Below are 23,716 nucleotides of genomic sequence, written 5' to 3'. Positions count from 1 at the left end.
AAATGCGGGCGGGGGCGGGTGTCCAAGTCGCAAGCTGGATCGATCGATGCGGGAGCGGGCGCGTCGCCTGCGCGCGGAAGCTGCTCGGTGGCCATGCCGGCCAAGCGTTAGCGCAGGTGGGGCTTCTTCCCGCAAAAGCGGCTGTGGTACGGGAAGCAGAATTCCTATCAGGTCCGCGCTGGCGGTAACACGATCCTAAATCGGGGTCAGCGTCCGATGTCAGGCCAAGCCCATCGACTTGGTCCAGGTTAGGAACAGGTCTGGCCATGACGCGGCGGGCTTGCCCATCGCCCGGCGAAGGCCGAAGCCGTGACCGCCGTGGGTGAAGAGGTGGGTCTCGACCGGCACGCCTGCTGCCACCAACGCCGCGCGCAGCTCCAGCGTGTTGCCGACCGGGACCGTGGCATCGTCCTCGGCATGAACCAGGAATGTTGGCGGCGTGCGGCGAGTGACGTTCCCCGCAGGCGAGTGCGCACGCTCCAGCGCCGCCGTGGGATCAGCGCCGAGCAGCAGCGTGCGCGAGCCCGGATGCGCGAGCGGCGGCGTCATCGACTGGACGGGATAGATCGGCGCGGCGAGGTCGGGACGGGACGACAGGCGGTCTGCGTCGTCTATCGGACGGTAGGTCGGCACATCGAAGCGCGTTGCGAGATCGGCGCAGACGTGCCCGCCAGCGGAAAATCCCATCGCCGCCACCCGGTCGGGCATCACGCCCCATTCGCGTGCGCGTTGGCGGATCAGCCGCATCGCGCGCTGCGCGTCCGATAGCGCCACGTCAGGCCCCGCCGCCCAGCCCTCGCCCGGCAAACGGTAGAACAGCACAAATACGGTGAAGCCGCGCGCCGACAGCCAGCGCGCGACTTCATACCCTTCCTTGTCGATCACCACCCAACGGTAGCCGCCGCCCGGCGTGACGAGGACCGCAGCGCCGTTGGGCACGGCGGGACGGAACACGACCATGCGCGGGCGCGTGATGCCATGCACCGCACGATCGGTCAGATCGGCGTCCTTGCTGCGTTCATCGACTACTTCTACCGGCAGCACGCGCGGTGCGCCGGGTGCGCCACGCGGCCACAGGTCGATCGTCTCGGACGGTTCGCCCAGGCCCGCGACCGTCCGACCATCGCGGCGCGGCGGCGAGGTCTGCGCGGCCGCGCCGGTGCCGGCCGCTACCAGACCGAGCAGCAGGTTACGGCGACCGATCATGCTCAGAGCTTCACTCGCGCACCGGCAAAGAAGGTGCGGCCGAAGTGGTTGTACTCATAATTGCGATTAGCATCGAGGTCGGTGTAGCGGTCGCGATATTCGTCGGTCAGGTTGGTGCCCTCAAGCGAAATCTCGACATTCTCAGTGATACGGTAGCGGACCGAGGCATCGACATTGATGGTCGAATTGTAGCCTTCGAACACGTTGCCGGTTGCGCTGTTCTGATCGACGTAGGGGCCGCGGTAGCTGATCGAGCCGCGGGCCGAGAACTTCTTGTCCTCATAGTAGAGCGTCCCGTTGTACTGGCGCTTTGACAGGCCGAACAATGTGCTGGAACGTGTCGTCGAGACGTTCGGGCCGAAGCTGCAGGCAGCCGCCGCATTGGCACCGGGCACGCAGGCGTTCACGGTTGGACCCTGCACCAGATAGGTAGCGCTTGAGTCGATAAAGGTCGCATTGGCGATCGCGCCGAAGTTTTTGAGGAAACCAGGAAGGAAGCGGAAGGTCGTCTGCAGCGCGACTTCCAGCCCCTTCAACGACGCGCCAGTGCCGTTCACCGGCGACGTGATCGTGTAGATCACGTCCGCGTTCTGCGGCAGCGCGGCCGGGCTGGACGGCGGGATCACCGAACGGGGCAGCCCGGTTGAGTCGAATGTGCCGTTCGTCGCTTGCGAGACCGGGAAGCTCTCGACGTTCTTCTTGAACACCGCGACCGAGAAGATCGACTGCGGCGCGAAGTACCATTCCGCTGCAAGGTCGAAGGCGGTGGCGCGAAATGGGTCGAGCTGTGGGTTGCCGAAGGTGATGCGGTAGTTGAAGCCGTCGACCGAACCACCTGGTGTCAAATTGCCAAGCGTCGGCCGGGTCAGCACCTTTGCAACTGCACCGCGTAGGATCACCTTTTCGGTCGGGAACAACGCGACGTTGAGCGCAGGTAGCCAATCATCGTAATTGCGCTTGATCGTCACCGCGACGCCGTTGTTAAGCCCCGTCGAGACCTGGTGCGTTCGGACATAGCGCATGCCCCCATTGGCGGCGTAATCGAGTCCGAAGATCGTGCCCTTCACGTCCACCTGCCCGTAGCCGCCGGTCACCTCCTCGCTGACGCTACGATTCTGGCCCGCGTCGAGCACCAAGGGACGATTGTAGAGCCCCGTGAACTGCGCCGATGCATCGATGTTCGGTATGTAGAAGTCGTTGGTGTTGCCGCTGGGCTGCCCAGCGCGTCCGATGTTGAATGTTTCACCCAGTCCTGCGGCCGAGAAGCCGTACACCGCGCTCGGTCCGAACAGGGATGGAGCCGAGCAGGTGATGGTGCCGAGCACGACATCGCGCCCGGCCGCCGGACAGACGACCGCATCGCGGGTGAACGCTTCTGAATCGAACGAGAACTTGCGATACACGCCGCCCAGCTTGAGCTGAAATCCCTCGGCCACGTCGTATTCAGTGCGGAGTTGCGCAGTGCGGAACTTATTGACCGTGGAAGACGGTCGATCGCGGATCTCGGCCAGTTGGAAGTTCGCCGGATCGGTCACGCTGGTGCCGAACGTTAGCAGCGGGCTGCGCGAGTTGGTGTAATCGTAGCGATATCCCTGCGCGTCGCGATCATCGAAGACGAAGGTCGTCTCGACCGGGATCGTGGCGTCCGATTGTGAGATGCCGCCGAGTAGGGTGAAGCGAAAGCGATCGGATACGTCCTGATCCCAGCTTGCACCGACCTGATAGAATTCTGTCTTCGACTTGCGGAAGTAATGTTCGGTGCGCACCCACGCATCGTTGAGGGTCGCTGCGATCATGTTGTTGTTGGCGTCATAGACCGGGTTGACGACATCGATCGACCGTTCGTTGGAACGCAGCAAGACTTCTCCGTACTTCTCCTCGCGCGTTTCCTTGAAGCGCGAGTAGAGCGCATCGACCGACAGCTTCGTCGCATCACTCGGTTCCCACTGCACGCTGCCCGTGAGGCCGAGCCGCTCGCGGTCGTGCAAGATATAGCCGTAGCGCGGGATACGAGGGTGGAACGACAACGCCGCCTTGTCGCACGTGGCGCTCGAGCGATAGGAACCGCCGGCATTGTTGACGCGCGCGGTGCCGGAATTCGAATTGAAGAAGCACGGATTGCCGTCAACCGAGTCGAAGCGCGCTTGTGCCCAGCGCACCGTGTTGTTGCCCAGTTCTAGATTGTCGGTCTTCTGGTACGCGCCTGAGATAGAAGCGCCGAAGGTGCCGTCGGGGGACTTCCATGACAACAACCCGGCGACGCGCGGGCGGACGTTCTTGGACAAGTCGTTGTAGGTGCCGACCACCGACCCAACGAGCGTGAAGCCCTTCTTCCCTCCAAGGGGGTTACCGGTGTTCAGGTCGACCACGGCGCCGAGCGATCCTTCGTCTAGGGACGCCTCCGCAGTCTTGTGCACGACGATCGAGTTGAACAGCTCGGACGCGAACACGTTGAAGTCGAACGCGCGGTCGCGGTTCGCCGATGCGCCGTCGGTGGAGGTCGCGACCGTCTCCAATCCGTTGACGCGGACGCGGGTGAATTGCGCACCCAGACCGCGCACCGTGATGGCGCGTCCCTCGCCCGCGTCGCGCTGGATCGAGATGCCGGGAATACGCTGGAGCGATTCGGCGAGGTTCTGGTCGGGGAATTTGGCGATGTCCTCCGCGACGATCGCGTCGACCGCGGCGACCGACTCGCGCTTGACGCTGAGCGCGGCGTCGAGCGACTTGCGGAAGCCGGTGACCACGATGTCGGCACCCTCCGTGCCGGCCTCCGTCTGGTCCTGCGGGACGGTGAGGGCAGCATCGTCCGGCGCGGTGGTGCCCGTGTTTGGGACAACCGAATTCTGCGCAGGCGCAGGGTCAACCTGCGGCGGCGATCCCGGCGTGGCGGTGGCAGGTATCTCCGCTGCCTGCGCCAAGGCCGCAGCGGGCACCAACAGCGCCACGGCAATTGCCGCAACGGAGACGCCACCCAGCTTGGTTCGATCGATCCGCATGCCTTCTTCCCCTCTTCGCCGTCGCTTGCGGCGCTAACCATTGTCTCTGACACCGGTAGGCCGTGGCCGGACCGATGCCGCTTGAACTGGTAGAGGAGCCGTCGTGAATTGTTTGATCCACGCATCATCCCCTCCTTGCGCCGCCGTTGATCGGCGATCTTTCTTGTTCAGCCCCTTGCATCATCAAGGTAACCGGTGTCAGCAGTGATGAAACCCTTGCCACGTCATGTCAATATGCCGCGGCACGCATTGATGGAGGCAGAGACGGCAATGAAGTCGTGGACGATCGCAGCCGCACTCGCGACCATGGCGACGGCGCTACCCGCTCAGCAGGCGCCGCGCACGATGATCGTCGTCGATGAAGCAGATGTGCGTCGCGAGGAGGCGACGCCGCACGGCAAGATCGGCACCAGCACCGCCTACCGCATCAGCGACGCCGTGCCGGAACGGACGTTGGAGTTTCGCAAGCGCGTGCTGCATCCCGGTGCAGCGATCGGGCTCCACCCGCTCGCGCACGACGAGGTCTATTACGTCCTGTCGGGCGAAGGCGAGGTGCAGTCCGGGCCTGAAAAGAGGCGGGTGACCGCTGGGATGGCGGCATACCTCTACAACGGCGCAACGGTCGGTATCCGGCAGCTCGGCCGCGCTCCGTTGGTGCTGATCGTATCTTATCCTGTCGCCCGGTGAAGCGTCAGGTGCCCGGCTGGATATAGGGTACGCGCGCGAACAACTCGCGTTGCCAGCGGCGGGGGTCGTCCTCCACACGGCTGCGCGCATCGAACACCATCGTCGCGCGGCGCGTCAGATCGTAGCGCGGCCAGCCGCCGCCGGGATCGCCGGTGCGCGCGAAGGCGACGAACGCCGACTGCATCGCCGCGCTCGCCGCACGTGCGTCGGCGGCGGTACCGGTGAGCGCGCCCTTCGCGCCTAGCGTGCCAAAGACGAGCGCGATGTCGATCGAGTGGAAGGCGCCGCGCGCCGGCTCGGTACGCGCGGTGAAATCAACCTGATAGACCCAGGCGGGCGCACCCGCGCGCGCGCGTTCCTCGGCCTCGATCACCTGTCCACGCCAACTGCGCCCGCACGTTGTCGCGTCGTAGAAGATGTCAACCGGCGACCATGTCGGGAAGCGCAGCCGATATTCGGCGACGACCCATTCGGGCAGCAGGTCGATGCGCAGTTCGGGCGCGAGCCGCTGCGGCAGATTGCCCCACGTCAGGTCGCGCGTCTTCTCGGGACCGACAAACGCGCGCGTCTCGCCCGCGGTGTTGCCCAGCATCATGGGCAGGCCGAGCGACTGCGGCGCGGCGTCGGGCCAGAACGGGTGACGCGCGAGCGTGCGCATGTCGAGCACGGGACCAAAGTACACGCCGCCGCCGAGCACCGGATCGACCGCCCGCAATGCTTCGACCAGTCGATCGGTCGGCATCGTGGCGAGCGGCGACAGATCGGTCGCGTCGACCTTCAGCGCGGCGAGATAGGCGCGGGCGCGTGCCGTCGCGTTGAGCGGTCCCGACGCCGTCACCTGCTGCCCGCTCATCGTCGCGGCTCGGCCGAACAGGCCGGCCGCGGCGGGTGTCGCCATCAGTGTCGCGATCTTAGCACCGCCACCCGATTGGCCGAACACCATCACGCGCGACGGATCGCCGCCGAACGCTGCGATATTGTCGCGGATCCAGCGTAAGCCGAGGATCAGGTCGAGCTGCCCCGCATTGCCGCTGTCGGCGTATCGAGGGTCGAGCCGGGCGAGGTAGAGGTAGCCGAAGGCGTTCAACCGGTGGTTGACGCTGACCACCACGACGTCGCCCGCCGCAGCGAGCGTCGCGCCGTCCTGCCGCTCCAGGTTCGCGCTGCCCGAGGAATAAGCGCCGCCGTGGATGTAGACCATCACCGGTCGTCCGGCGCGCGCGTCGGTGTCGGGTGTCCAGACGTTGAGCGAGAGGCAATCCTCGGCGAAGGCGAGCCCCTCCCCGCCCGCGTCACCGCCCTGCGGGCACGAAGGCGCGAATGCGGTGGCGCGGACGGGATCGCGCGCGACCGGTTCCGAGACCGGCGCCATGAAGCGCGCGGCGCGGCCGTAGCGGATGCCACGGAACGCGGCGACGCCGCCTTCACGCGTGCCGAGAAAGGTGCCTGCCGGGCAGATGGCGCGTACGGCGCTCCCTTGCGCCCGGGCGGTGCCCGCGATCCCGAGCGCGAGGCCGCCCGCGAGCAATTGCCGACGCGTCGTCATCGCCGCACGTCCAGTCCGCCTTCCAGGAACGCGTCGATATCGGCCTGGCGGAACAGCGCCGCGTCGCCGGGCAGCGAGTGTTTGAGCGCGGCGAGCGCAAGCCCGGTGCGCGCCGCACCCGCACTGTCCTGCCCGCGGCGGAGTCCGTGGAGCACGCCGGCGGCGAAGGCGTCGCCGCCGCCGATCCGGTCGACGATGCCCAACAGGATCACCTCCTTGGTCTGTGCAACGCCGTCGCGCGTGTCGATGCGCGCCGACAGGTGGTTGAGGTCGACGTGCTCGACGTGGCGTGCGGTGGAGGCAATCGTCTGCAACTTGGGAAAGGCGTCGAATGCCGCCTCGGCAGCGGCGCGGCGACGATCCTCGCCTTCGCCGGCGAAATCATCGCGGCCGAGCAGCAGCGCGACGTCGCGGTGGTTGCCGAACATCAGGTCCGCGTGTCGGACGATGCGGGTCAGGATCGAGCGCGGATCACCGTCCCACCGCGCCCACAATTTGCCGCGCCAATTGCCGTCGAACGATACCGCGATCCCGCGTGCCGCCGCCGCCTCTGCGGCCGCTATCGCCGCCTCGGCCGGAACGGGGCCGAGCGCGGGCGTGATGCCGGACAGGTGGAGCCGGTCGACGCCGTCGAGGATCGCGTCCCAGTCCCAACTGTGGGCGGCGGCTCCGGCGAAGGCGGAACCCGCGCGGTCGTAGATCACCTCGGTCGCGCGCATGCCTGCGCCGCTGGTAACGAAATACAGCCCCATCCGCTCGCCGCCCGTGGCAATGTGCGCCACGTCGACGCCGTGCCCGCGCAAGGTCGTGATCGCCGCGCGTCCCATATCGTTGTCGGGCACGCGGCTGGCGAAACCGACGTCGTGACCCAGGCGCGCGAGCTGCGTTGCGACGTTCGCTTCCGCGCCCGCCACCCACACATCTAGGCGCGGGGTTTGGAGCAGAAGCTCGCGCCCGGGCGGCGACAGGCGGAGCATGATCTCGCCGAACGCCAGGAACCGTCCCATCAGCTTTCCTCCCCTTCGCTCGCCCGACCGGCGAGGCGGCGGACGGTTTATCGAGCCGCCTCGCCGATCATCACCCCGTCAATCACCTCGTCAGCGGGCGAGCCAGCCGCCGTCGACCGCCAGGATGTGGCCCTGCACATAGGATGCCGCATCGCTCGCCAGGAACACCGCCGCGCCACCCAGATCGGCCGGATCGCCCCAGCGCGCTGCCGGTATGCGATCGAGAATCGCGGCGTTGCGCATCTCGTCCGCCTGCAATGCGGCGGTGTTGTTGGTGGCGATATAGCCCGGCGCGATCGCGTTGACGTTGATGTTGTGCTTCGCCCACTCATTGGCGAGCAGCTTGGTCAGGCCGCCGATCCCGCTCTTGGATGCGGTGTAGCTGGGTACGCGGATGCCGCCTTGGAAGGTCAGCATCGATGCGATGTTGATGATGCGACCGCCGCCGTTCGCAATCATGTGGCGGCCGGCCGCCTGGCAGAGGAAGAACACGGATTTCAGGTTGGTGTCGACGACCGCGTCCCAGTCTTCTTCGGTGAAGTCGACCGCGTCGGCACGGCGGATGATGCCGGCATTGTTGACGAGGATGTCGAGCCGGCCCAGCCTCTCCACCGTCTCGTCGACCACGCGCGTGACGGGTTCGATCGTAGACAGGTCGGCGGATATGATTTCGGCGTGACGGCCGAGCGCGCGGATGCGCTCCACCGTGTCCTCCGCCGGCGTGCGCCCGACGCAGGCCACGTCGGCCCCCGCCTCGGCCAGCGCGACCGCGATCGCCTGGCCGATGCCGGTATTGGCGCCGGTGACGACCGCGACGCGGCCAGAGAGATCGAACGGGTTCATGTCAGGCGAGCACGGACTGCGGCTGCGCCTCGGCGGCGCCCTCGGTCGACAGAGCCTTGAGATAGGCGGCGATCTCAGCATCCTGTGCGTGGGCGTAGAAATGCTCGGCGAACTTCTCGCCCGCGATCGCTTTGCGCAGCAGGTCTTGATCGACCGACTTGAGCACGGTCAGCATGTCGTGGCACGTCGCCTGCTTCAGGTCCTTGAGCACGCCACGGTTGGTGCGCATGATCTCGGCGCGCTCCTTGGGATAACCCAGGCCACGTTCGCCCTCGAACATCTTCTGGTAGATGTCCTTGAGCGTCAGCTCGGCGGCCCAGCCGAAGCCCTTGGCGAACGGCGTGGAGATGCAATTGCCGTCGTTGATCTGCCCGAACAGGAAGGCATCGGTCGGATCGATCACCAGCCCGCAGAACACGCCGGGCATGGCGTTGCACGCGAGCATCGAGCCCATGCCGGTGCCGCAGCCGGTGACGACGAAGTCGACTGCCTTGGAATTGAGCAGAATGCCGGCGAGCAGGCCGTTCATCACGTAGGTCAGCGAGGATTTATCCTCCGCGGTGTACATGCCATAGTTGAATACCTGATGCCCCATCGGCTCGACCACCGAGGTCAACGCCTCGTGGATGATGGTGTTCTTGGCGGCTTGGCTGTTCTCGGTGATGAGCGCGATCTTCATGGAACTGTCCTCGTGTCGTCAGGCCGCGATCGCGGCGGGTGCGGGTTGGTCGATACGATAGGCGCGGCGGACGAGGCCGCTGGTCAGCTCGTGCGCCAGCTCGACCGCCTCCCAATCGGCGATCCGGTGCTCGGCGACGAGCCGGGCGAGGAACGAGCAATCGACGCGGCGTGCGACGTCGTGGCGCGCCGGGATCGACAGGAACGCACGCGTGTCGTCGTTGAAGCCGACGGTGTTGTAGAAGCCGGCGGTCTCGGTCGTGGCTTCGCGGAAGCGGCGCATGCCCTCCGGGCTGTCATGGAACCACCAGGCAGGCCCGAGTTTCAGGCACGGGTAATGCCCGGCGAGCGGAGCGAGTTCGCGCGCGTAGCTGGATTCGTCGAGCGTGAAGAGGATTACCGTCAGGTCGCCGCGGGTGCCGACGACGTCGAGCATCGGCTTGAGCGCGTGGACGTAATCGGTCCGCTTCGGGATGTCGGCACCCTTGTCGCGGCCGTGGCTGGTGAACAGGCCGGCATTGTGGTTGCGGTACGATCCGGGATGGATCTGCATCACCATGCCGTCGTCGGCCGACATCCTGGCCATTTCGGTCAGCATCTGCGCGCGGAACAGCTCGGCGTCGGCGGCGCTCCACGTGCCGCCCGTAATGCGCGCGAACAGCGCCTCGCATTCGGCGGTCGAGAGGTTGGCGGTCTGCGCAGTCGGGTGGCCGTGGTCGGTCGCGGTTGCGCCTGCCGCGCGGAAGGCGGCGCGACGGCTGCGGTGCGCGGCGAGATAGCCGCGCCAGTCATGCACGTCCTCGTTCGTCAGCTCGGCGAAGCGCGTCATCGCGCCGGCGAACTGCTCGTGCTCGACGTCGATCACGCCATCGGGGCGATAAGTCGTGACGACGCGCCCGCTCCAGCCCGAGCGGCGGATCGCGGCGTGCGCGGAAAGATCGTCGTGCGCACCCTCGGTGGTGGCGAGAAAGTCGATGCGGAAGCGATCGAACAGCGCACGCGGACGGAAAGCGTCGGTCGCGAGCGCCGCCTGGATCGCGTCGAAATACTGGTCGGCGGTCGCCGCCTCCAACGCCACATCGAACGCGAACACCTCGGCAAAGACGTGATCGAGCCACAATCGCGACGGGGTGCCGCAGAACAGGTGATAGTTCGCCGCGAACAGCCGCCACGCCGCCCGCGGGTCGGTCGCGGGCACACCCGCCTTCGACGGGATCGCCAGCGCGTCGAGATCGATGCCCTGCGAGTAGAGCATACGGTAGAGGTAGTGGTCGGGCGCGAGCAGCAAGGTGGTCGCGTCGGTCCAGTGCGCGTCGGTCGCGAACCAGTTCGGGTCGACGTGGCCGTGCGGGCTGACGATTGGCAGGCCGGCAACCTCGGCATAGAGCGCGCGCGCGAGCCCGCGTGTCGTCGGATCGGCCGGAAAAAGACGATCGGGGTGGAGTTCCAGCGGCCGGGTCACGCTCAATCCTTCTCCTGTCGCCTATCGGCTGACATGAGCTTGGTAACCGGTGTCAGCGCGTCAAGTCAATCGCTTCCGTCAATTGGTGGGCGCACCGACCGATCCGCGCCGGATCAACGTCGAGAGGAACAGCGACGGCTCCTCGACCCCGTCGTCGGCATCCGCGTCGGCAATTAGCTTCAACGTCGCCGAGCGCGCCATCGACGCGATCGGCCAGCGTACAGTGGTGAGCGGCGGCCAGACGTGCGCGGCGATCGGCGTGTCGTCGAACCCGATGATCGACAGGTCGCGCGGCACGTCGAGCCCGCGCTGCCGCGCGGCGTGGATCACCCCCGCTGCCATTTCGTCGTTGCACGAGAAGATCGCGGTGGGACGCGGCACGACATCGAGCAACCGCTCGGCCGCGACCAGACCGCTGTCGAAGGTGTAATTGCCATCGGCGATCATGCTGCGCGGCAACGCAATGCCGGCGGCGGCCATCGCATCCTCGAACCCGCCCCGCCGCTCGCGCGCCGAGCGGAAGCCGTGCGGGCCGCCGACCAGCCCGATGCGACGATGCCCCTGTTCGATCAGATACGCGGTGGCGGTGCGCACCGCGTCGCGGTCGTTGGAGGCCACCATTCGCGCTTCCTCGTCGAGCATCGCCGATCCCATTCGGACGTAGCGGCAGCCGATTTCGGCGCAGGCGCACGCCACCAGATCGTTCTCGCTGACCGGAGGCATCAGCAGGACGCCATACGGGCGCTGGCGTTCGAGGAAGTGCTTCAAATCTTCCAGCATCGTTGCCGAGCCACGATCGACGGGGCGCACCACCATCTCGAACTCGGTGTCGTGCAGCGCCTCAAGCATGCCTTGCTGGACGTTCATGACCGTCTGCGCATTGGGATTGTCATGGACAAGACCGATCAGGAAATTGCGCCGGAGCGCCAGCGCGCGCGCCTGTGGATTGGGGATGTAGCCCAGTTCGGCGATCACCGCCTCGACCCGCGCGCGCGTCTCCTGCCCTAGAAGCGGCGAGCGATTGATGACGCGGCTGACCGTCTTCTTCGACACGCCAGCGACGCGCGCGACGTCGTTGATCGTAGGCTGACCGGTGCGCTGCATGTCGTCGACATAGCCGCAACGGACCTTCGGTGTCTAACGCCATCCCAACTTGCGCGACTTTAAGGACGACACTATGACACCGGTTACCGATGGCCTCGGCGGATACAGGCGAGAGGATAGGCATGGCCGACGCGCTGCTAATCGACGCGAGCGACAACGTCGTGACGCTGCTGGAGGATGCGGCGGCGGGCGACGGAGCATTAGGCGTGACACTCGCCGAGGATATCGCACGTGGACACAAAGTCGCGCGTCACGCGATTGCGGTCGGTGCGCCCGTCGTAAAGTTTGGCTATCCGATTGGCCGCGCGACGCGCGCAATCCGGGTGGGCGAGCATGTCCACCAGCACAATGTCGCAACCGCGCTTAGTGGTGCGGAGACCTACCGCTACACGCCCGGTCCTACTTCTACCGCGCGCTCGGCGTTGCCAGCGACGTTCGAGGGTTACGTCCGCGGAGATGGTCGCGTTGGCACCCGCAACGAGATCTGGGTGCTGCCGACGGTCGGCTGCGTTGCGCGTACCGCGGAGCGGATCGCTGCGCGTGCTGCTGCCGTGCTGGGCGACCGGGTCGACGGCGTTCACGCTTTCTCGCACCCCCACGGCTGCTCGCAGCTGGGTGCCGATCTGGCGGGCACACGCAGCATCCTGGCGAGCCTAGCCTGCCACCCCAATGCCGCGGGCGTGGTGATCGTTGGGCTGGGATGCGAGGAGAACCAGGTCGCCGCGCTGCTGGGCGAGATACCCGAGAGCCGTCGCGCCGCTATCCGCATCCTAGCCGCGCAGGCGAGCGATGACGAAGTGGCGGAGGGCGTCGCCAAGGTGGTCGAACTCGCCGCACTCGCCGACGTGACGCGGACGACCGTGGGACTCGATCGGCTGGTGCTTGGGGTGAAGTGCGGCGGGTCGGACGGATTGTCGGGTCTGACCGCCAATCCGCTGGTCGGACGCATCAGCGACCGCGTGGTCGAGGCGGGCGGACGCGTGGTGTTGACCGAGATTCCCGAAATCTTCGGCGCCGAGCAGATGCTGATGGACCGCGCGATTGACGAAGGCGTGTTCGACGCGGTGGTCGGCGTGGTCAACGGCTTCAAACGCTATTTCCTCGACCACGGCGAAACGGTGTCGGAGAATCCATCCCCCGGCAACGTCGCGGGCGGGATCACCACGCTTGAGGAGAAATCACTCGGCGCGGTGCAGAAGGCGGGGCGCGCGCCGCTGTGCGACGTGATCGGCTATGCCGAGCGGGTGCGCCACGACGGGTTGACGCTGCTGGAGGCGCCGGGCAACGACGCGGTGTCGTGCACCGCGCTCGTCGCGGCGGGCGCGACCGCGATCCTGTTCACGACCGGGCGCGGTACGCCGCTCGGCTTTCCAGTGCCAACGATCAAGATTGCAACCAACCACGCGTTGGCGATGCACAAACCGGGGTGGATCGATTTCGACGCGGGTGTCGTGCTCGACGACGGCTTCGAGGCGGCGGAATCGGCGCTGATTGCGCGGGTCGTGGCGATCGCCTCGGGCGCGGAGACGGCGGCCGAGCGCAACGACGAGCGCGAGATCGCGATCTGGAAGCGCGGGGTGACGCTGTGAACCTGTCTACCGCGACCCTCGCCGAGGTGCCCGCAGCGATCCCGGCACCGCACACTCGCGGCGACGTGGGCGTCGGCATCGTCCATTTCGGCCCCGGCGCGTTCCACCGCGCGCATCAGGCGGCGTACATCGACGCGTTGCTCGACCGCGATCCGCGCTGGGGCATCGCGGCGGTGTCGATGCGCAGCCGCGGCACGGTCGATGCGCTGGCACGGCAGGATGGTCTGTACACGCTGGCGATCCGCGACGCCGCGCCGGCGTTCCGCGTGATCGCCGCGCATCGCCGCTTCCTCGGTCCCAACGAGGCGGCGCAGACGCGCGCGCTGCTCACCGATCCGGCGGTCGGGTTGGTCACCACCACGGTGACTGAGAAGGGCTATTGCCTCGCGCCCAACGGAACGCTGGACTTGAGCCATTTGGACATCGTTCACGATCTGGCGCAGCCTGACGTGCCCGCCAGCGTGATCGGCTGGATCGTCGCGGGGCTGGCCGCGCGGCGGGGGGCGGGCGTCTCTCCGTTCGTGGTGCTGCCGTGCGACAATCTGGCGAGCAACGGCGCCAAGATCCGCGCGGCGCTGATCGCGTTCGCGCATGCGGTCGACGCCGCGCTGGCTGATTGGATCGCGGAACACGTCGACGTGCGTTCGACAATGGTCGACTCGATCACTCCGGCGGGAGACGACACGCTAACGCACGACGTGGCGGCGGCGCTCGGTGGATTGACCGACGACGCAGCGGTGCAGCGCGAGGCGTTCTCGCAATGGGTGATCGAGGAAAATGGCCGTCCGCTCGGCCCCGATCTGGCGAGCGTCGGCGCGACGCTGACGCGCGATGTCGCGGGTTACGAGCGCGCCAAGCTGCGCATCCTGAACGGTGCACATTCGACGCTCGCCTATGCCGGGCTGTTGCGCGGTCACGCGAGCGTCGCGGAGGCGATGTGCGATACCGACCTCGCCCCGTTCGTCGACGCGATGATCCGGCGCGACATCGCGGCGGTGCTGCCCGCGGTGCCGGGGCTCGACCTCGATGCGTACCGTAAAAGCGTGCTCGCGCGGTTCCGCAATCCGGGCATCGTCCACCGGTTGGAGCAGATCGCGCAGGACGGGTCGCAGAAGCTGCCTTACCGTTTAGGAGATACGCTCGCGGCCAATCGCGTAGCGGGGCGGATGCCACGGCACGTCGTCGCCGCACTCGGCTGCTGGATTGCGTTCCTCATGGCGCGTGCACGCGCCGGCATCACCATCATCGATCCCAAAGCGGCGCGGCTGGCGAAGGTCGCGCGTGATGGCGACCCACGCGCGGTCGCGCGGACGCTGGTGGAGGAGGCGATCGGCTTCCTGCCCGATCTCGCCACTGACCACGCCGCGGTCGCCGCGATCGGCGACGCAGCCGCGCACGCCGATGCAGGCGAGTGGGAGCGGGTGTTCGACGCCGCTTGCCAATGACACCGGTTTCCTAATAGGATTGCCATGAGAACAAAGGGGAGGTTGCGTGACGCACATCGTTGAAGAAGCGGGGACGATCGCGCGTGCCTTCGTCGAGGCACGGCGTGCGGGACACGCATTGCCTGATTACCCCGGCACGATGCCCGCAACCCTGCGCGACGCCTATGTGGTGCAGGACGCCGCGCTGACGCTCGCTGGCGGGCAGGTCGCCGGGTGGAAGGTTGGAAAGATCGCGCCGCCGGTAGAGGGCGAGGAGCGCCTGACCGGCCCGATCTTCGCCGATCAGGTGGTGGGCGGCGGCGACGCGCCTGCAATGCCCGTCTTCGCCGACGGATTCGCCGCCGCCGAGGCCGAGTTCCTGCTCCGTCTCGCCGCCACGCCCGACCCCGCCAAAACGGCGTACACCAATGCCGAGGCGCGTGCGCTGGTCGACGCGGTGCACGTCGGGATCGAGGTTGCGAGTTCGCCCTTCCCCGGTATCAACACCCACGGCCCTGCGGTGACCGTCGCCGATTTCGGCAACAACAACGGGCTGGTCGTCGGAGCGGCGGCCGAGGGCTGGCAGGAGGCGGACATCGACGCCTGGACGGTGACGCTGTCGATCAACGGCAAGGCCGTAGGCCGCGCGACCACTGCGACTATGCTCGACGGGCCGTTCGGCGCAGTGCGCTTCCTGCTCGAACATGCCGCACGGCGCGGGCTCGCGCTTGCGGCGGGCCAATGGGTTTCGACCGGCGCGGTGACCGGCGTCCACCCGGTCAAACCCGGCGACCGCGTCATCGCCACCTTCGACGACCGCTGGACGGTCGAGTGCAGCATCACGGCCCGCTAGAAGGCCGATGGTAACGGCCCGCAACAGAGGCCGATCAGGAGAGACGATCATGGAAGCACGCACAACCGGCACCGATCCCGCGGTGGCCGGCGCGTCGGCGCGCGTCGGCCGCTATCGCTGGGTGATCTGCGCATTGTTGTTCGCGGCGACCGCGATCAACTACGTCGACCGGCAGATGATTGGCGTGCTCAAGCCCACGTTGCAGGGCGAGTTCGGCTGGTCGGAGAGCGACTTCGCCAACATCATCTTCTGGTTTCAGCTCGCCTACGCGATAGGCTATATCGGATTTGGACGGATCGTCGACGTGGTTGGCGCGCGCGCGGGCTACACGATCGCGATCCTGGTCTGGACGGTCAGCCACATGGCGCACGGTCTCGCGACCTCGATCACTACGTTCGCGATGGCGCGCTTCGGCCTGGGTGTCGGCGAGGCGGGCAATTTCCCCGCCGGCATCAAGGCTGTGACCGAGTGGTTCCCGCAGCGCGAACGCGCCTACGCGATCGGTCTGTTCAACGCCGGCGCCAACATCGGCGCGATCGTCACCCCGCTCTTAGTTCCGGCGCTGGTGCTCGCGTTCGACTGGCGCGTCGCCTTCTACGTGACGGGCGTGTTCGGCGTGCTGTGGTTGATCGCGTGGCTGGCGATCTATCGCCATCCCGAGCAGCACCCGCGTGTCTCGGCCGCCGAACTCGCCTATATCCGGCAGGACCCGGCCGATCCGGTAGTGCCGCTGGCGTGGAGCAAGGTCGCGACCTATCGTGAGACCTGGGCCTATGCGCTGGGCAAGTTCTGCATCGACCCAATCTGGTGGTTCTTCCTGTTCTGGCTGCCGGGTTACCTGTTCAACCGCTACGACATGGACCTGAAGACGTTCGGGCTGCCGCTCGCGGTCATCTATCTGATCTCCGACCTGGGCAGCATCGCGGGCGGGTGGATGTCGTCGCGGCTGATCGCGAGCGGGCGCACCCCCAACGTGGCGCGGAAGGCGACGATGTTCGTCTGCGCGTGCCTGGTGATGCCGATCTTCTTCGCGCAGAATATATCGAGCGTTTGGGGCGCGGTCGCGGTGATCGGCCTTGCCACCGCCGCACATCAGGCGTTCTCGGCCAACCTCTACGCCCTCCCCTCCGACATGTTTCCGCGCGGTGCGGTCGGCTCGGTAGTCGGGATCGGCGGCACGGTCGGGGCGATCGGCGGCATGGGAATGGCGCTGTTCACCGGCTACATTCTGGATGCCACCAACAACAATTACTCGGTCCTGTTCGCGATCGCGGGCAGCGCCTATTTTGTCGCACTGATCGCGGTGCACCTGCTCTCCCCGCGGCTGGCGCGCGTCGATGCGCGCTAGGGGAACACTTCTCGCCGCCGCGTCGCTGCTAGCGACGCCGGCGCTCGCCCAGACAGGCGCGCACGATGGGCTGCTGTTCCGCGCGTCGGCCGATCGCGACCTGACCGCCGAGGTCGCAGGTGGCGACGCGGTGCCCAACTTCCGCAGTGGGGTCACGATCGTGCCCGATGGCGCGATCGGCGGCGCGGCGCGGTGGGCCGACGACGGCTATGTCGCATGGCGCGCGCCGGGCAATATCCGTGCCCAGCGCGGCACCCTGTCGTTCTTCTGGCGGCCGCGGACGCCAGTCGGCGAGGCACCCTTCAACATCTTCCGCGTCGGATTCACTGATCATTCGAGCTGGGACATGGCGTTCCTGCGCATCGACTGGAACGGGCACGGCTTCGACGCCTTCGTCACCGACGCCAATCTGTCGCGCGTGCGCGTGTCGTGGCGGATCGACGCTCTGCCGGCCGCCGATGCTTGGCGCCATCTCGCCTTCGCCTGGGACGAGACCGCGGGCGTGCGGTTGTTCGTCGACGGGCGCGAGGTCGCGCGCAAGGACCAGCGCGCGGACCTCGACGCCGGGCTCGACCAGTTCGGCATGGCGGGGCGCGTGCTGTCACCGCATCAGGTGCAAAGCCGCTACAATTTCATGCGCGGCTCCGACCTGGACGAGATACGCGTCTACGACCGGATGCTCGACACCGACGCGATCACCGCGCTCGCCGCCAAGCGCGAGCCGGTGCTCGCCGGCAGCGGCGACAACGCGGCGCGGCGCGCGGCGTGGCTTCATCGCTACGGTTGGGACACCGACGCGCCGCCGTTGCTGGGCGCACCCGCGACGCGCGTGCGCAAGGTCGAGTTCGCCGACGCGAAGGACCAGAAGGAGTGGATGTGGAAGGGCGTTGACGGTATCGCGGAAACGACCTGGCCCGGCGTCTACAACCGCTCGGCCCTGCCCGGTCGCCATGATTATTTCGAGCTGCCTGACTGGAATACCTATGTCGAGGGTGGGCGCAGCTACGACCTGACGGTGCCATCGGGCGAGCGCTTCAACCAGGTTGAGATTCGCGGCGCGGCTTACGGCACGCTCGACTGGAACGGCACCAAGGTGGCTGATCGGCGGCAGGGCGTGGTACGCAGTGTCACGCGCACGCCCGAGCATAGCGGCGGCACGTTGCGCTTCACCAACCGCATGGCCGAGCAACCGATTCAGGAGATCTGGGCCTATGACGTAACCGCCGGCGTGGAGCCGGCGGGATCGCTCAAGCTCGATTACACGATCCGCGCCGGCGCCGCGCCGACGCTCGCCGCACTAGCGCCGCTCAACACCTTCATCGCTGGACGCTACCCGCCGGAGGAACGGACTACCGTGCTTGCGATGCCGACGTCGGGCGTAAAGGCCGCGGTCGGCGCGGGCGCGGCGGGCGGGGGAAGCGTCGTGCAGCGCGCAGCCGGTGCCGCGCCGATCGTCCACGTGCTGATCCCAGCCAGCTTCGGCGACGCCGCCCCCGATCAGCCCGTCGCGCGCGCGTGGGATTACGGATGGCAGAACATCCACGACGGGCTCGACGGTATTGCAATCGATTTGCCCGCGATGTCGCTGACGCCCAACGCGCGCGGGCTGGTGCCGCTCAACATCCGCGTCAAAGATCCCATCTGGCCCGGCCGCGACATGATCGACCTTTCGGTGTCGGTGCGCCCGAACGAGGCGCGTACCTTGTGGCTCGACCTGCGCGACCGCATCCTACCGCACGACAGCTTGTTCCTTTCGATCGCGAGCGCTGCGCCCGATTTCGGCGCACGCAGCCTCGACGGCGCACGCGTCCGTCTCGTCTTCAAGCCACGCGCGGAAGCCGTCCGCGAGCACGTCGCCGATCGCTTCAACCAGGTAAAGGACAATTGGGGCTTCCTGGTCGAGGAGCACACCGCTTCCAAGCGCGCCGGGCTCTACGCGCGGCTGTTCGCCGATGCGAGCGACCTGCTGCGGGTCGACCCGGACCATGTCGAGGGGCGGGCCTATTGGGCGGACATCAACTACCGGCCCGAGAACCTGCCGCCGGTGGCGTTGCCGCCAGTTCCTGCGGGGGTGCCCGCTTGGGCGCATTGGCAATTGCAGGACCTACGCCAGGTGCGTAAGTTCGTCGAATGGTGGATCGATCATCGCCAAGTCCCCTACGGCGACTTCGGCGGCGGCATCTCCGACGACAGCGATCTCGTTCAGCAATGGCCCGGCGCGGCGCTGATGGGGCTGATCCCAGACAAGATCACCGCCTCGCTCATCCGCCTGTCAGATGCTGCGTACAAGAACGGCATGATCACCGGCGGGCTCGGCACGATCACGACCGACGAGCTCCACGCCTATGAGGAAGGGCTCAACAGCGACGCGGCGCGGTTGTACCTGAACTGGGGCGAGCCCCGAACGCTCGAGCGGATCATGGCGACGACGCGCGCCTTGCAAAGGGTGATCCTGCGCAACCCGGCCGGGCACCTCCACTTCGCCTCGTCCTGGTACGGCGGGCGCAGGATCTACCGCGACGATCCCTGGGCGTGGCAGAAGCCTTATGCGTTCACGGTGCTGCACGGCCCGACGCTGCTGGGGCTGTACAACGGCAACTCCCAGGCACGCGCGCTCGTCACCGGCACGATCGACGGCTGGCTCGCGCACGGCAAGCAGGATTCGGACGGGCTGTGGTCGTTCCCCAACGAGATCAACTGGTCGTCGGATAAGGAGCGCGTCGGCGACGGCGGTGGTGCCACGCTGCCGCTCCAAACTGCCTGGGCGTCGTGGCGCTGGACCGGCGACGCGCGCTACCTGCGCCCGCTGGAAGCGCGTGTGGCGAAGGCCGGTGCGGCGTCATTGGCCGAGATTAACGACGACGTGTTCGGGCTGTTGCCGCAAGGAGGCGCATGGCGCGACGATGCGGCGAGCGCGAAGGGCAGCGACCCAGCGTCGCTCTACGCACGCTGGAGCAGGAACGGCGACACCGCTGCGTTGGCGGCGCTGCACGAGACCGCTGCGCGCGACAAGGCGGCGCGCGCGTACATGATGACTGAAGGCCATTGGTGGTCCGACCGCGTCGAAGCACCGAGCGAGTGGCTCCAGCGCGAGCGGATGGGCGGCATCGCGCTGCGTCGCAACCAGAGCTGGCCCGCCAACGCGCTGTCGTGGCGCTTCGCCCAGCCAGACGCTGCCGAGCAGGTTGCGCTGTTGGTCAAGGCGACGCCGGCGCGGGTTACCGTCAGTGCCTTCAACACCGCCGCTGCTGAAGTAGCCGCGGACATGTCGACGTGGAACATCGCCGCCGGCGAATGGCGCGTGACCGCGGGAGGAATCGCACGAACGCTGATGCTGGAGCGTGGCGCAGCGCTTCCGGTTACCTTCGCACCGGGCGCGTCGACGATCACGCTCGACCTCGTCCGCGCGACCGCGCCCGTGGATCGCCGTCCTGACCTTGGAATTGGGCGTGATGACGTGGCGGTGAAGGGGCGCAGCGTCACGTTGACGGTTCATAGCCTCGGCGCTCAGCCGACGAGCGGCGGCACTGCGACGCTGGTGAACGGCGGACGGGCCGTCGCGAGCGTCGCCATCCCACCGCTCGCCGCGCCGACCGATCTCACGCCAAGGACCACCGTCGTGCGGCTGACGCTACCGGCCGGCATCGCAGCAAGTTCGGTCGAGGCGACAGTAGCGCTGCCGGGCGATGCGGCGGAAGTGACGCGGCGCAACAACAGCGTGTCGTTGAGCGAGCCGATGCGCGATGTCGCAGCAGGGCGCTAGCGTGAGGGGTGCCGTTCCCGATCGCACGGCGTCGCGCGAGGGAAGCGCACGGCGGCCCTTTGTAGTGCGCGGCGTTGCTCCGGCGCGTTCATCAGGACCGCAGACAGCCTGCCAGGTTGCGGCACCTGTACACGACGATGTTGCAACGCGCCGATGAGCCCTGCTCCCGTCTCGTGCCCGTTCAGTGATGGCTCGCTCGATCGCCGCACCATGCTCGCGGGGCTGGCGGTGGCAGCACTGCCCGCGGTGGCAATGCCGCACGCCCAGGCAGTGTGGCGTGCGCTCGACGACGCCGCACGCGCGCAGCCCATAGACGGCCTCGCAGCCTTGCACACGATCGATGTGCGGCAACTCTCCCATGCCCGCCGGCTCGACGTGGAGGCCGCGCGTGCCGGGCTGGCGATCGACGCCGCGCTCGCCACGCGCCCGGACGACCTCGGGTTGCGGGTGTCGCGGACGCTCGGCAGGATCGATATCGCCACTGCGATCCGCCGCCTCGACGCCGCACTGCGCGACCTGCACGCGCGCGCATCGGCGGCGTTCGACGTGATCGGTATGAACGGTGCCAATCCTGGTGCACGGTTCCAGCGCCTGTTCGCTGAGCCCGAGCGGCAATACGCCGACAGCGACACCGGTCGGGCGCAGGCCATCGGCGACATGACCGCGACGCTCGCCCACTTCCGCAGCAAGACGCCACGCCTGATCGGCGACGTGCCGCCCTTCTGCCTCGACGTCGCGGTCCGTTCGCTCACCCCGGCGGAGATCGCCGCGGGCAAGCAGGGCTATCGTACACCACCCGCGCCCGGCCGCCCCGGTGCCTATATCGTCGACCTGTGCAAGATCGCGCGGCGTCCCGCCTGGTCGCTGCCGAGCGTCGTCGCGCACGAATTGCTGCCCGGCCACATGGTCCAGCTCGGGATCGAGGAGGTCGCGCGCCCTCACCCGCTGCGCCTCCGCTACGCGTCCGCCTTTGTCGAAGGCTGGGCGACTTACGCGGAGACGCTGGTCGACTATCCCGACCCGCGCGCGTTGCTCGGGCATCTGCACTGGCTGATCTTCCGCGCCGCGCGCGGGCGGGTCGACCTCGGCATCCACGCGCAGGGCTGGTCGCTCGATCGCGCTCGCGCGGCGTTCGCCGAATGGCAGGGCGAGCCGGTCTATTTCGCCGCCTTCGAGGCCGATCTCGCGCGGATCGTCAAGGACCCCGGAACACGTGCGGCCGAAGCACTTGCCTGGCTCGCGCTCGCCGACCGCGCGCCACGCGCACCCGCCAGACGCGTCGCGTGGCACGCCGCCGTGCTCGCGAACGGGCGCAAGCGACTGGAGCAATTGCCATGAACTTGACCCGCCGCGACACCCTGGCCGGCGCGCTCGCCGCCGGCACCGCACTGCCCTCCACCGCCCAGACGTGGCGGCACGGCGTCGACGGGCAGCGCGTCGCCGACCTGGGCGACGGTCGCTTCCTCAATCCGGTGCTGGCGGGCGACCGGCCCGATCCGGCGCTCCTGAAGGACGGGCGCGATTACTACCTGACCTTCTCGTCGTTCGATTCTTATCCGGGTTGCGTCATCTGGCACAGCCGCGACCTGGTGAATTGGCGTCCGATCGGCCCAGCGCTCACGAAGAACATCGGCTCGGTCTGGGCGGTCAGCCTGGAAAAGCATGCTGGGCGCTATTTCCTCTACATTCCGGTCAAGGCCAGCCCGCGCAACGGCATCTTCGTCATCCATGCCGATCGAATCGAGGGGCCTTGGAGCGAGCCGATCGACCTGGGCCTGCCGAACCACATCGATCCCTGCCACGCAGTCGGCGAGGACGGCAGCCGCTGGCTGTTCCTGTCGGGCGGCGACCGCATCAGGCTCGCCGATGATGGATTGTCGACGGTCGGCAAGGTCGAGCATGTCTACGATCCGTGGCGCTATCCGACGGATTGGGTGGTGGAAAGCTTCTCGCCCGAAGGACCCAAGATCCATCGCCGCGGCGCGTGGTTCTACATGCTGACCGCGGTCGGCGGCACCGCGGGTCCGCCGACCGGTCACATGGTAATCGCTGCGCGCTCACGCTCGATCCACGGGCCGTGGGAGCAGCATCCGGGCAACCCGCTGGTGCGTACGATGTCGGAGGAAGAACACTGGTGGTCGCGCGGCCATGCATCGCTGGTGGAGGGGCCCGCGGGTGACTGGTGGGCGCTCTACCACGGCTACGAGGCAGGATACTGGACTCTTGGCCGCCAGACGTTGCTCGATCGCGTGGCGTGGGAAGCGAACGGCTGGTTCCACATGACCGGCGGCGACCTGTCGCGGCCGCTGCCTGCGCCGCGCGGTGGCAGCGCGGTGCCGCACGGGCTGTCCTTGTCGGACGATTTCGCGCACTTGGCGCTTGGCACGCGCTGGAGCTTCTTTCGTCCGCACTCTAACGAAGCCGCGCGCGCGCGTGTCGCCAACGGGCAACTACATCTGTCGGCCGCAGGAACCGCGCCGTCCGACTCTTCGCCGATGCTGCTGGTGGCGACCGACCGGGCGTATCGTATTGAGTGCGACGTGGAGATCGATCCCAGCACCACCGCCGGGTTGATCCTGTTCTACGATGACCAACTGTATTGCGGACTCGGCTTCGACGAACAGCGCTTCGTTACGCACCAATATGGCCAGGAGCGCGGCCGCCCGGCCAACCCGCATGGACAGCGATTGCGCATGCGCGTCACCAACGACCATCACGTCGTCACCTTTGACACTTCGGGCGATGGCGGCCGGACGTGGCAACGCTTTGATCGCGGCATGGAAGTCTCAGGCTATCACCACAATGTGCGTGGCGGCTTTCTGATGCTAAGGCCGGGTTTGTACGCAGCTGGGAACGGTGAGGCACGCTTCGGAAATTTCCGGTACGTAGGAAGATAATAGCTGGCGCTTTATAAAGCTGCCCACAACCTTAGTGGCTCAGAAGTTGCCATTTTCTTGTTTAGATCTACCCATGTGCACGATCTTCACAGAGACAATCGCTGTACACGCTGCACGAACGCGCTCGACTTCACCTGCAACCAGAGCAACAGCACAGGCGTGCCCTGCTGCTGGTGAGTGTATGGCACAGCCCTGATCGACCCTGATCATCGGGGCTGTGGCTGGTGGAAGCGACGCTGGTGTCGCTCCTACCGGAGACCAGATCCATGAAGCTCACCGACACGCAGTCGCTGCTCCTCGCACACGCTGC

General features: G+C 67.3%; 16 protein-coding genes. 8 read left to right on the top strand and 8 right to left on the bottom strand.

Annotated elements, in window-relative coordinates:
• Window positions 1-219: 219 nt before the first annotated feature.
• Both KZ810_RS16650 and KZ810_RS16645 read right to left on the bottom strand, forming a co-directional pair.
• The gene (locus KZ810_RS16650) at window positions 220-1,206 is read right to left on the bottom strand and encodes an alpha/beta hydrolase (protein WP_219770251.1); all 987 of its coding nucleotides are present in this window, start codon (window positions 1,204-1,206) and stop codon (window positions 220-222) included.
• Between the two features lie 2 nt (window positions 1,207-1,208).
• Window positions 1,209-4,205: a TonB-dependent receptor gene (locus tag KZ810_RS16645; protein WP_219770250.1), complete on the bottom strand. Its 2,997-nt coding sequence runs from the start codon at window positions 4,203-4,205 to the stop codon at window positions 1,209-1,211.
• Window positions 4,206-4,475: 270 nt separating this feature from the next.
• Between KZ810_RS16645 and KZ810_RS16640 the strand changes: the two genes are divergently transcribed.
• Window positions 4,476-4,892, top strand: a complete 417-nt coding sequence (locus tag KZ810_RS16640) for a cupin domain-containing protein (RefSeq protein WP_373369181.1) — start codon at window positions 4,476-4,478, stop codon at window positions 4,890-4,892.
• Window positions 4,893-4,896: 4 nt separating this feature from the next.
• Here the strand turns inward: KZ810_RS16640 and KZ810_RS16635 are convergent, their stop codons facing one another.
• The 6 genes from KZ810_RS16635 to KZ810_RS16610 all read right to left on the bottom strand — a co-directional run bounded on the left by KZ810_RS16635 (window position 4,897) and on the right by KZ810_RS16610 (window position 11,532).
• Complete coding sequence (locus KZ810_RS16635) at window positions 4,897-6,438, bottom strand: carboxylesterase/lipase family protein (RefSeq protein WP_219770249.1); 1,542 nt, start codon at window positions 6,436-6,438, stop codon at window positions 4,897-4,899.
• Complete coding sequence (locus tag KZ810_RS16630; protein WP_219770248.1) at window positions 6,435-7,445, bottom strand: sugar kinase; 1,011 nt, start codon at window positions 7,443-7,445, stop codon at window positions 6,435-6,437. The genes KZ810_RS16635 and KZ810_RS16630 overlap by 4 nt, the downstream gene beginning before the upstream one ends.
• Before the next feature lie 90 nt (window positions 7,446-7,535).
• Window positions 7,536-8,288: a 2-dehydro-3-deoxy-D-gluconate 5-dehydrogenase KduD gene (gene kduD / locus KZ810_RS16625; RefSeq protein ID WP_219770247.1), complete on the bottom strand. Its 753-nt coding sequence runs from the start codon at window positions 8,286-8,288 to the stop codon at window positions 7,536-7,538.
• A gap of 1 nt (window position 8,289) precedes the next feature.
• Window positions 8,290-8,967: an RpiB/LacA/LacB family sugar-phosphate isomerase gene (locus KZ810_RS16620; RefSeq protein ID WP_219770246.1), complete on the bottom strand. Its 678-nt coding sequence runs from the start codon at window positions 8,965-8,967 to the stop codon at window positions 8,290-8,292.
• Between the two features lie 18 nt (window positions 8,968-8,985).
• Window positions 8,986-10,428: a glucuronate isomerase gene (gene uxaC, locus KZ810_RS16615; protein ID WP_219770245.1), complete on the bottom strand. Its 1,443-nt coding sequence runs from the start codon at window positions 10,426-10,428 to the stop codon at window positions 8,986-8,988.
• A 78-nt stretch (window positions 10,429-10,506) separates the two neighbouring features.
• Window positions 10,507-11,532 carry a LacI family DNA-binding transcriptional regulator gene (locus KZ810_RS16610; protein ID WP_219770244.1) on the bottom strand — a complete coding sequence of 342 codons (1,026 nt, stop codon included), beginning with the start codon at window positions 11,530-11,532 and terminating at the stop codon, window positions 10,507-10,509.
• Between the two features lie 122 nt (window positions 11,533-11,654).
• Between KZ810_RS16610 and KZ810_RS16605 the strand changes: the two genes are divergently transcribed.
• The 7 genes from KZ810_RS16605 (at window position 11,655) to KZ810_RS16575 (ending at window position 23,406) form a co-directional block, all read left to right on the top strand.
• The gene (locus tag KZ810_RS16605; RefSeq protein WP_219770243.1) at window positions 11,655-13,121 is read left to right on the top strand and encodes a UxaA family hydrolase; all 1,467 of its coding nucleotides are present in this window, start codon (window positions 11,655-11,657) and stop codon (window positions 13,119-13,121) included.
• Window positions 13,118-14,566, top strand: a complete 1,449-nt coding sequence (locus KZ810_RS16600) for a mannitol dehydrogenase family protein (RefSeq protein WP_373369180.1) — start codon at window positions 13,118-13,120, stop codon at window positions 14,564-14,566. Before KZ810_RS16605 ends, KZ810_RS16600 begins: the two co-directional genes overlap by 4 nt.
• A 55-nt stretch (window positions 14,567-14,621) precedes the next feature.
• On the top strand, window positions 14,622-15,398 hold the full coding sequence (locus tag KZ810_RS16595) for a 2-keto-4-pentenoate hydratase (protein WP_308461587.1): 777 nt from the start codon (window positions 14,622-14,624) through the stop codon (window positions 15,396-15,398).
• Between the two features lie 49 nt (window positions 15,399-15,447).
• Window positions 15,448-16,746, top strand: coding sequence for an MFS transporter (locus KZ810_RS16590; RefSeq protein ID WP_219770242.1), 1,299 nt, complete (start codon window positions 15,448-15,450; stop codon window positions 16,744-16,746).
• Window positions 16,736-20,509, top strand: coding sequence for a LamG-like jellyroll fold domain-containing protein (locus tag KZ810_RS16585; protein ID WP_219770241.1), 3,774 nt, complete (start codon window positions 16,736-16,738; stop codon window positions 20,507-20,509). Before KZ810_RS16590 ends, KZ810_RS16585 begins: the two co-directional genes overlap by 11 nt.
• A 153-nt stretch (window positions 20,510-20,662) precedes the next feature.
• Entirely contained in the window at window positions 20,663-21,847 is a 1,185-nt protein-coding gene (locus KZ810_RS16580; RefSeq protein WP_219770240.1) for a DUF885 family protein, read from the top strand.
• Entirely contained in the window at window positions 21,844-23,406 is a 1,563-nt protein-coding gene (locus KZ810_RS16575) for a family 43 glycosylhydrolase (RefSeq protein ID WP_219770239.1), read from the top strand. Before KZ810_RS16580 ends, KZ810_RS16575 begins: the two co-directional genes overlap by 4 nt.
• The last annotated feature ends 310 nt before the right edge of the window (window positions 23,407-23,716 follow it).

It is taken from the genome of Sphingomonas citricola (assembly GCF_019429535.1).
Taxonomy (GTDB): Bacteria; Pseudomonadota; Alphaproteobacteria; order Sphingomonadales; family Sphingomonadaceae; genus Sphingomonas; species Sphingomonas citricola.
The sequence above is the reverse complement of the archived record's forward strand: the minus strand, read 5'-3'. Positions and strand labels throughout refer to the sequence as shown.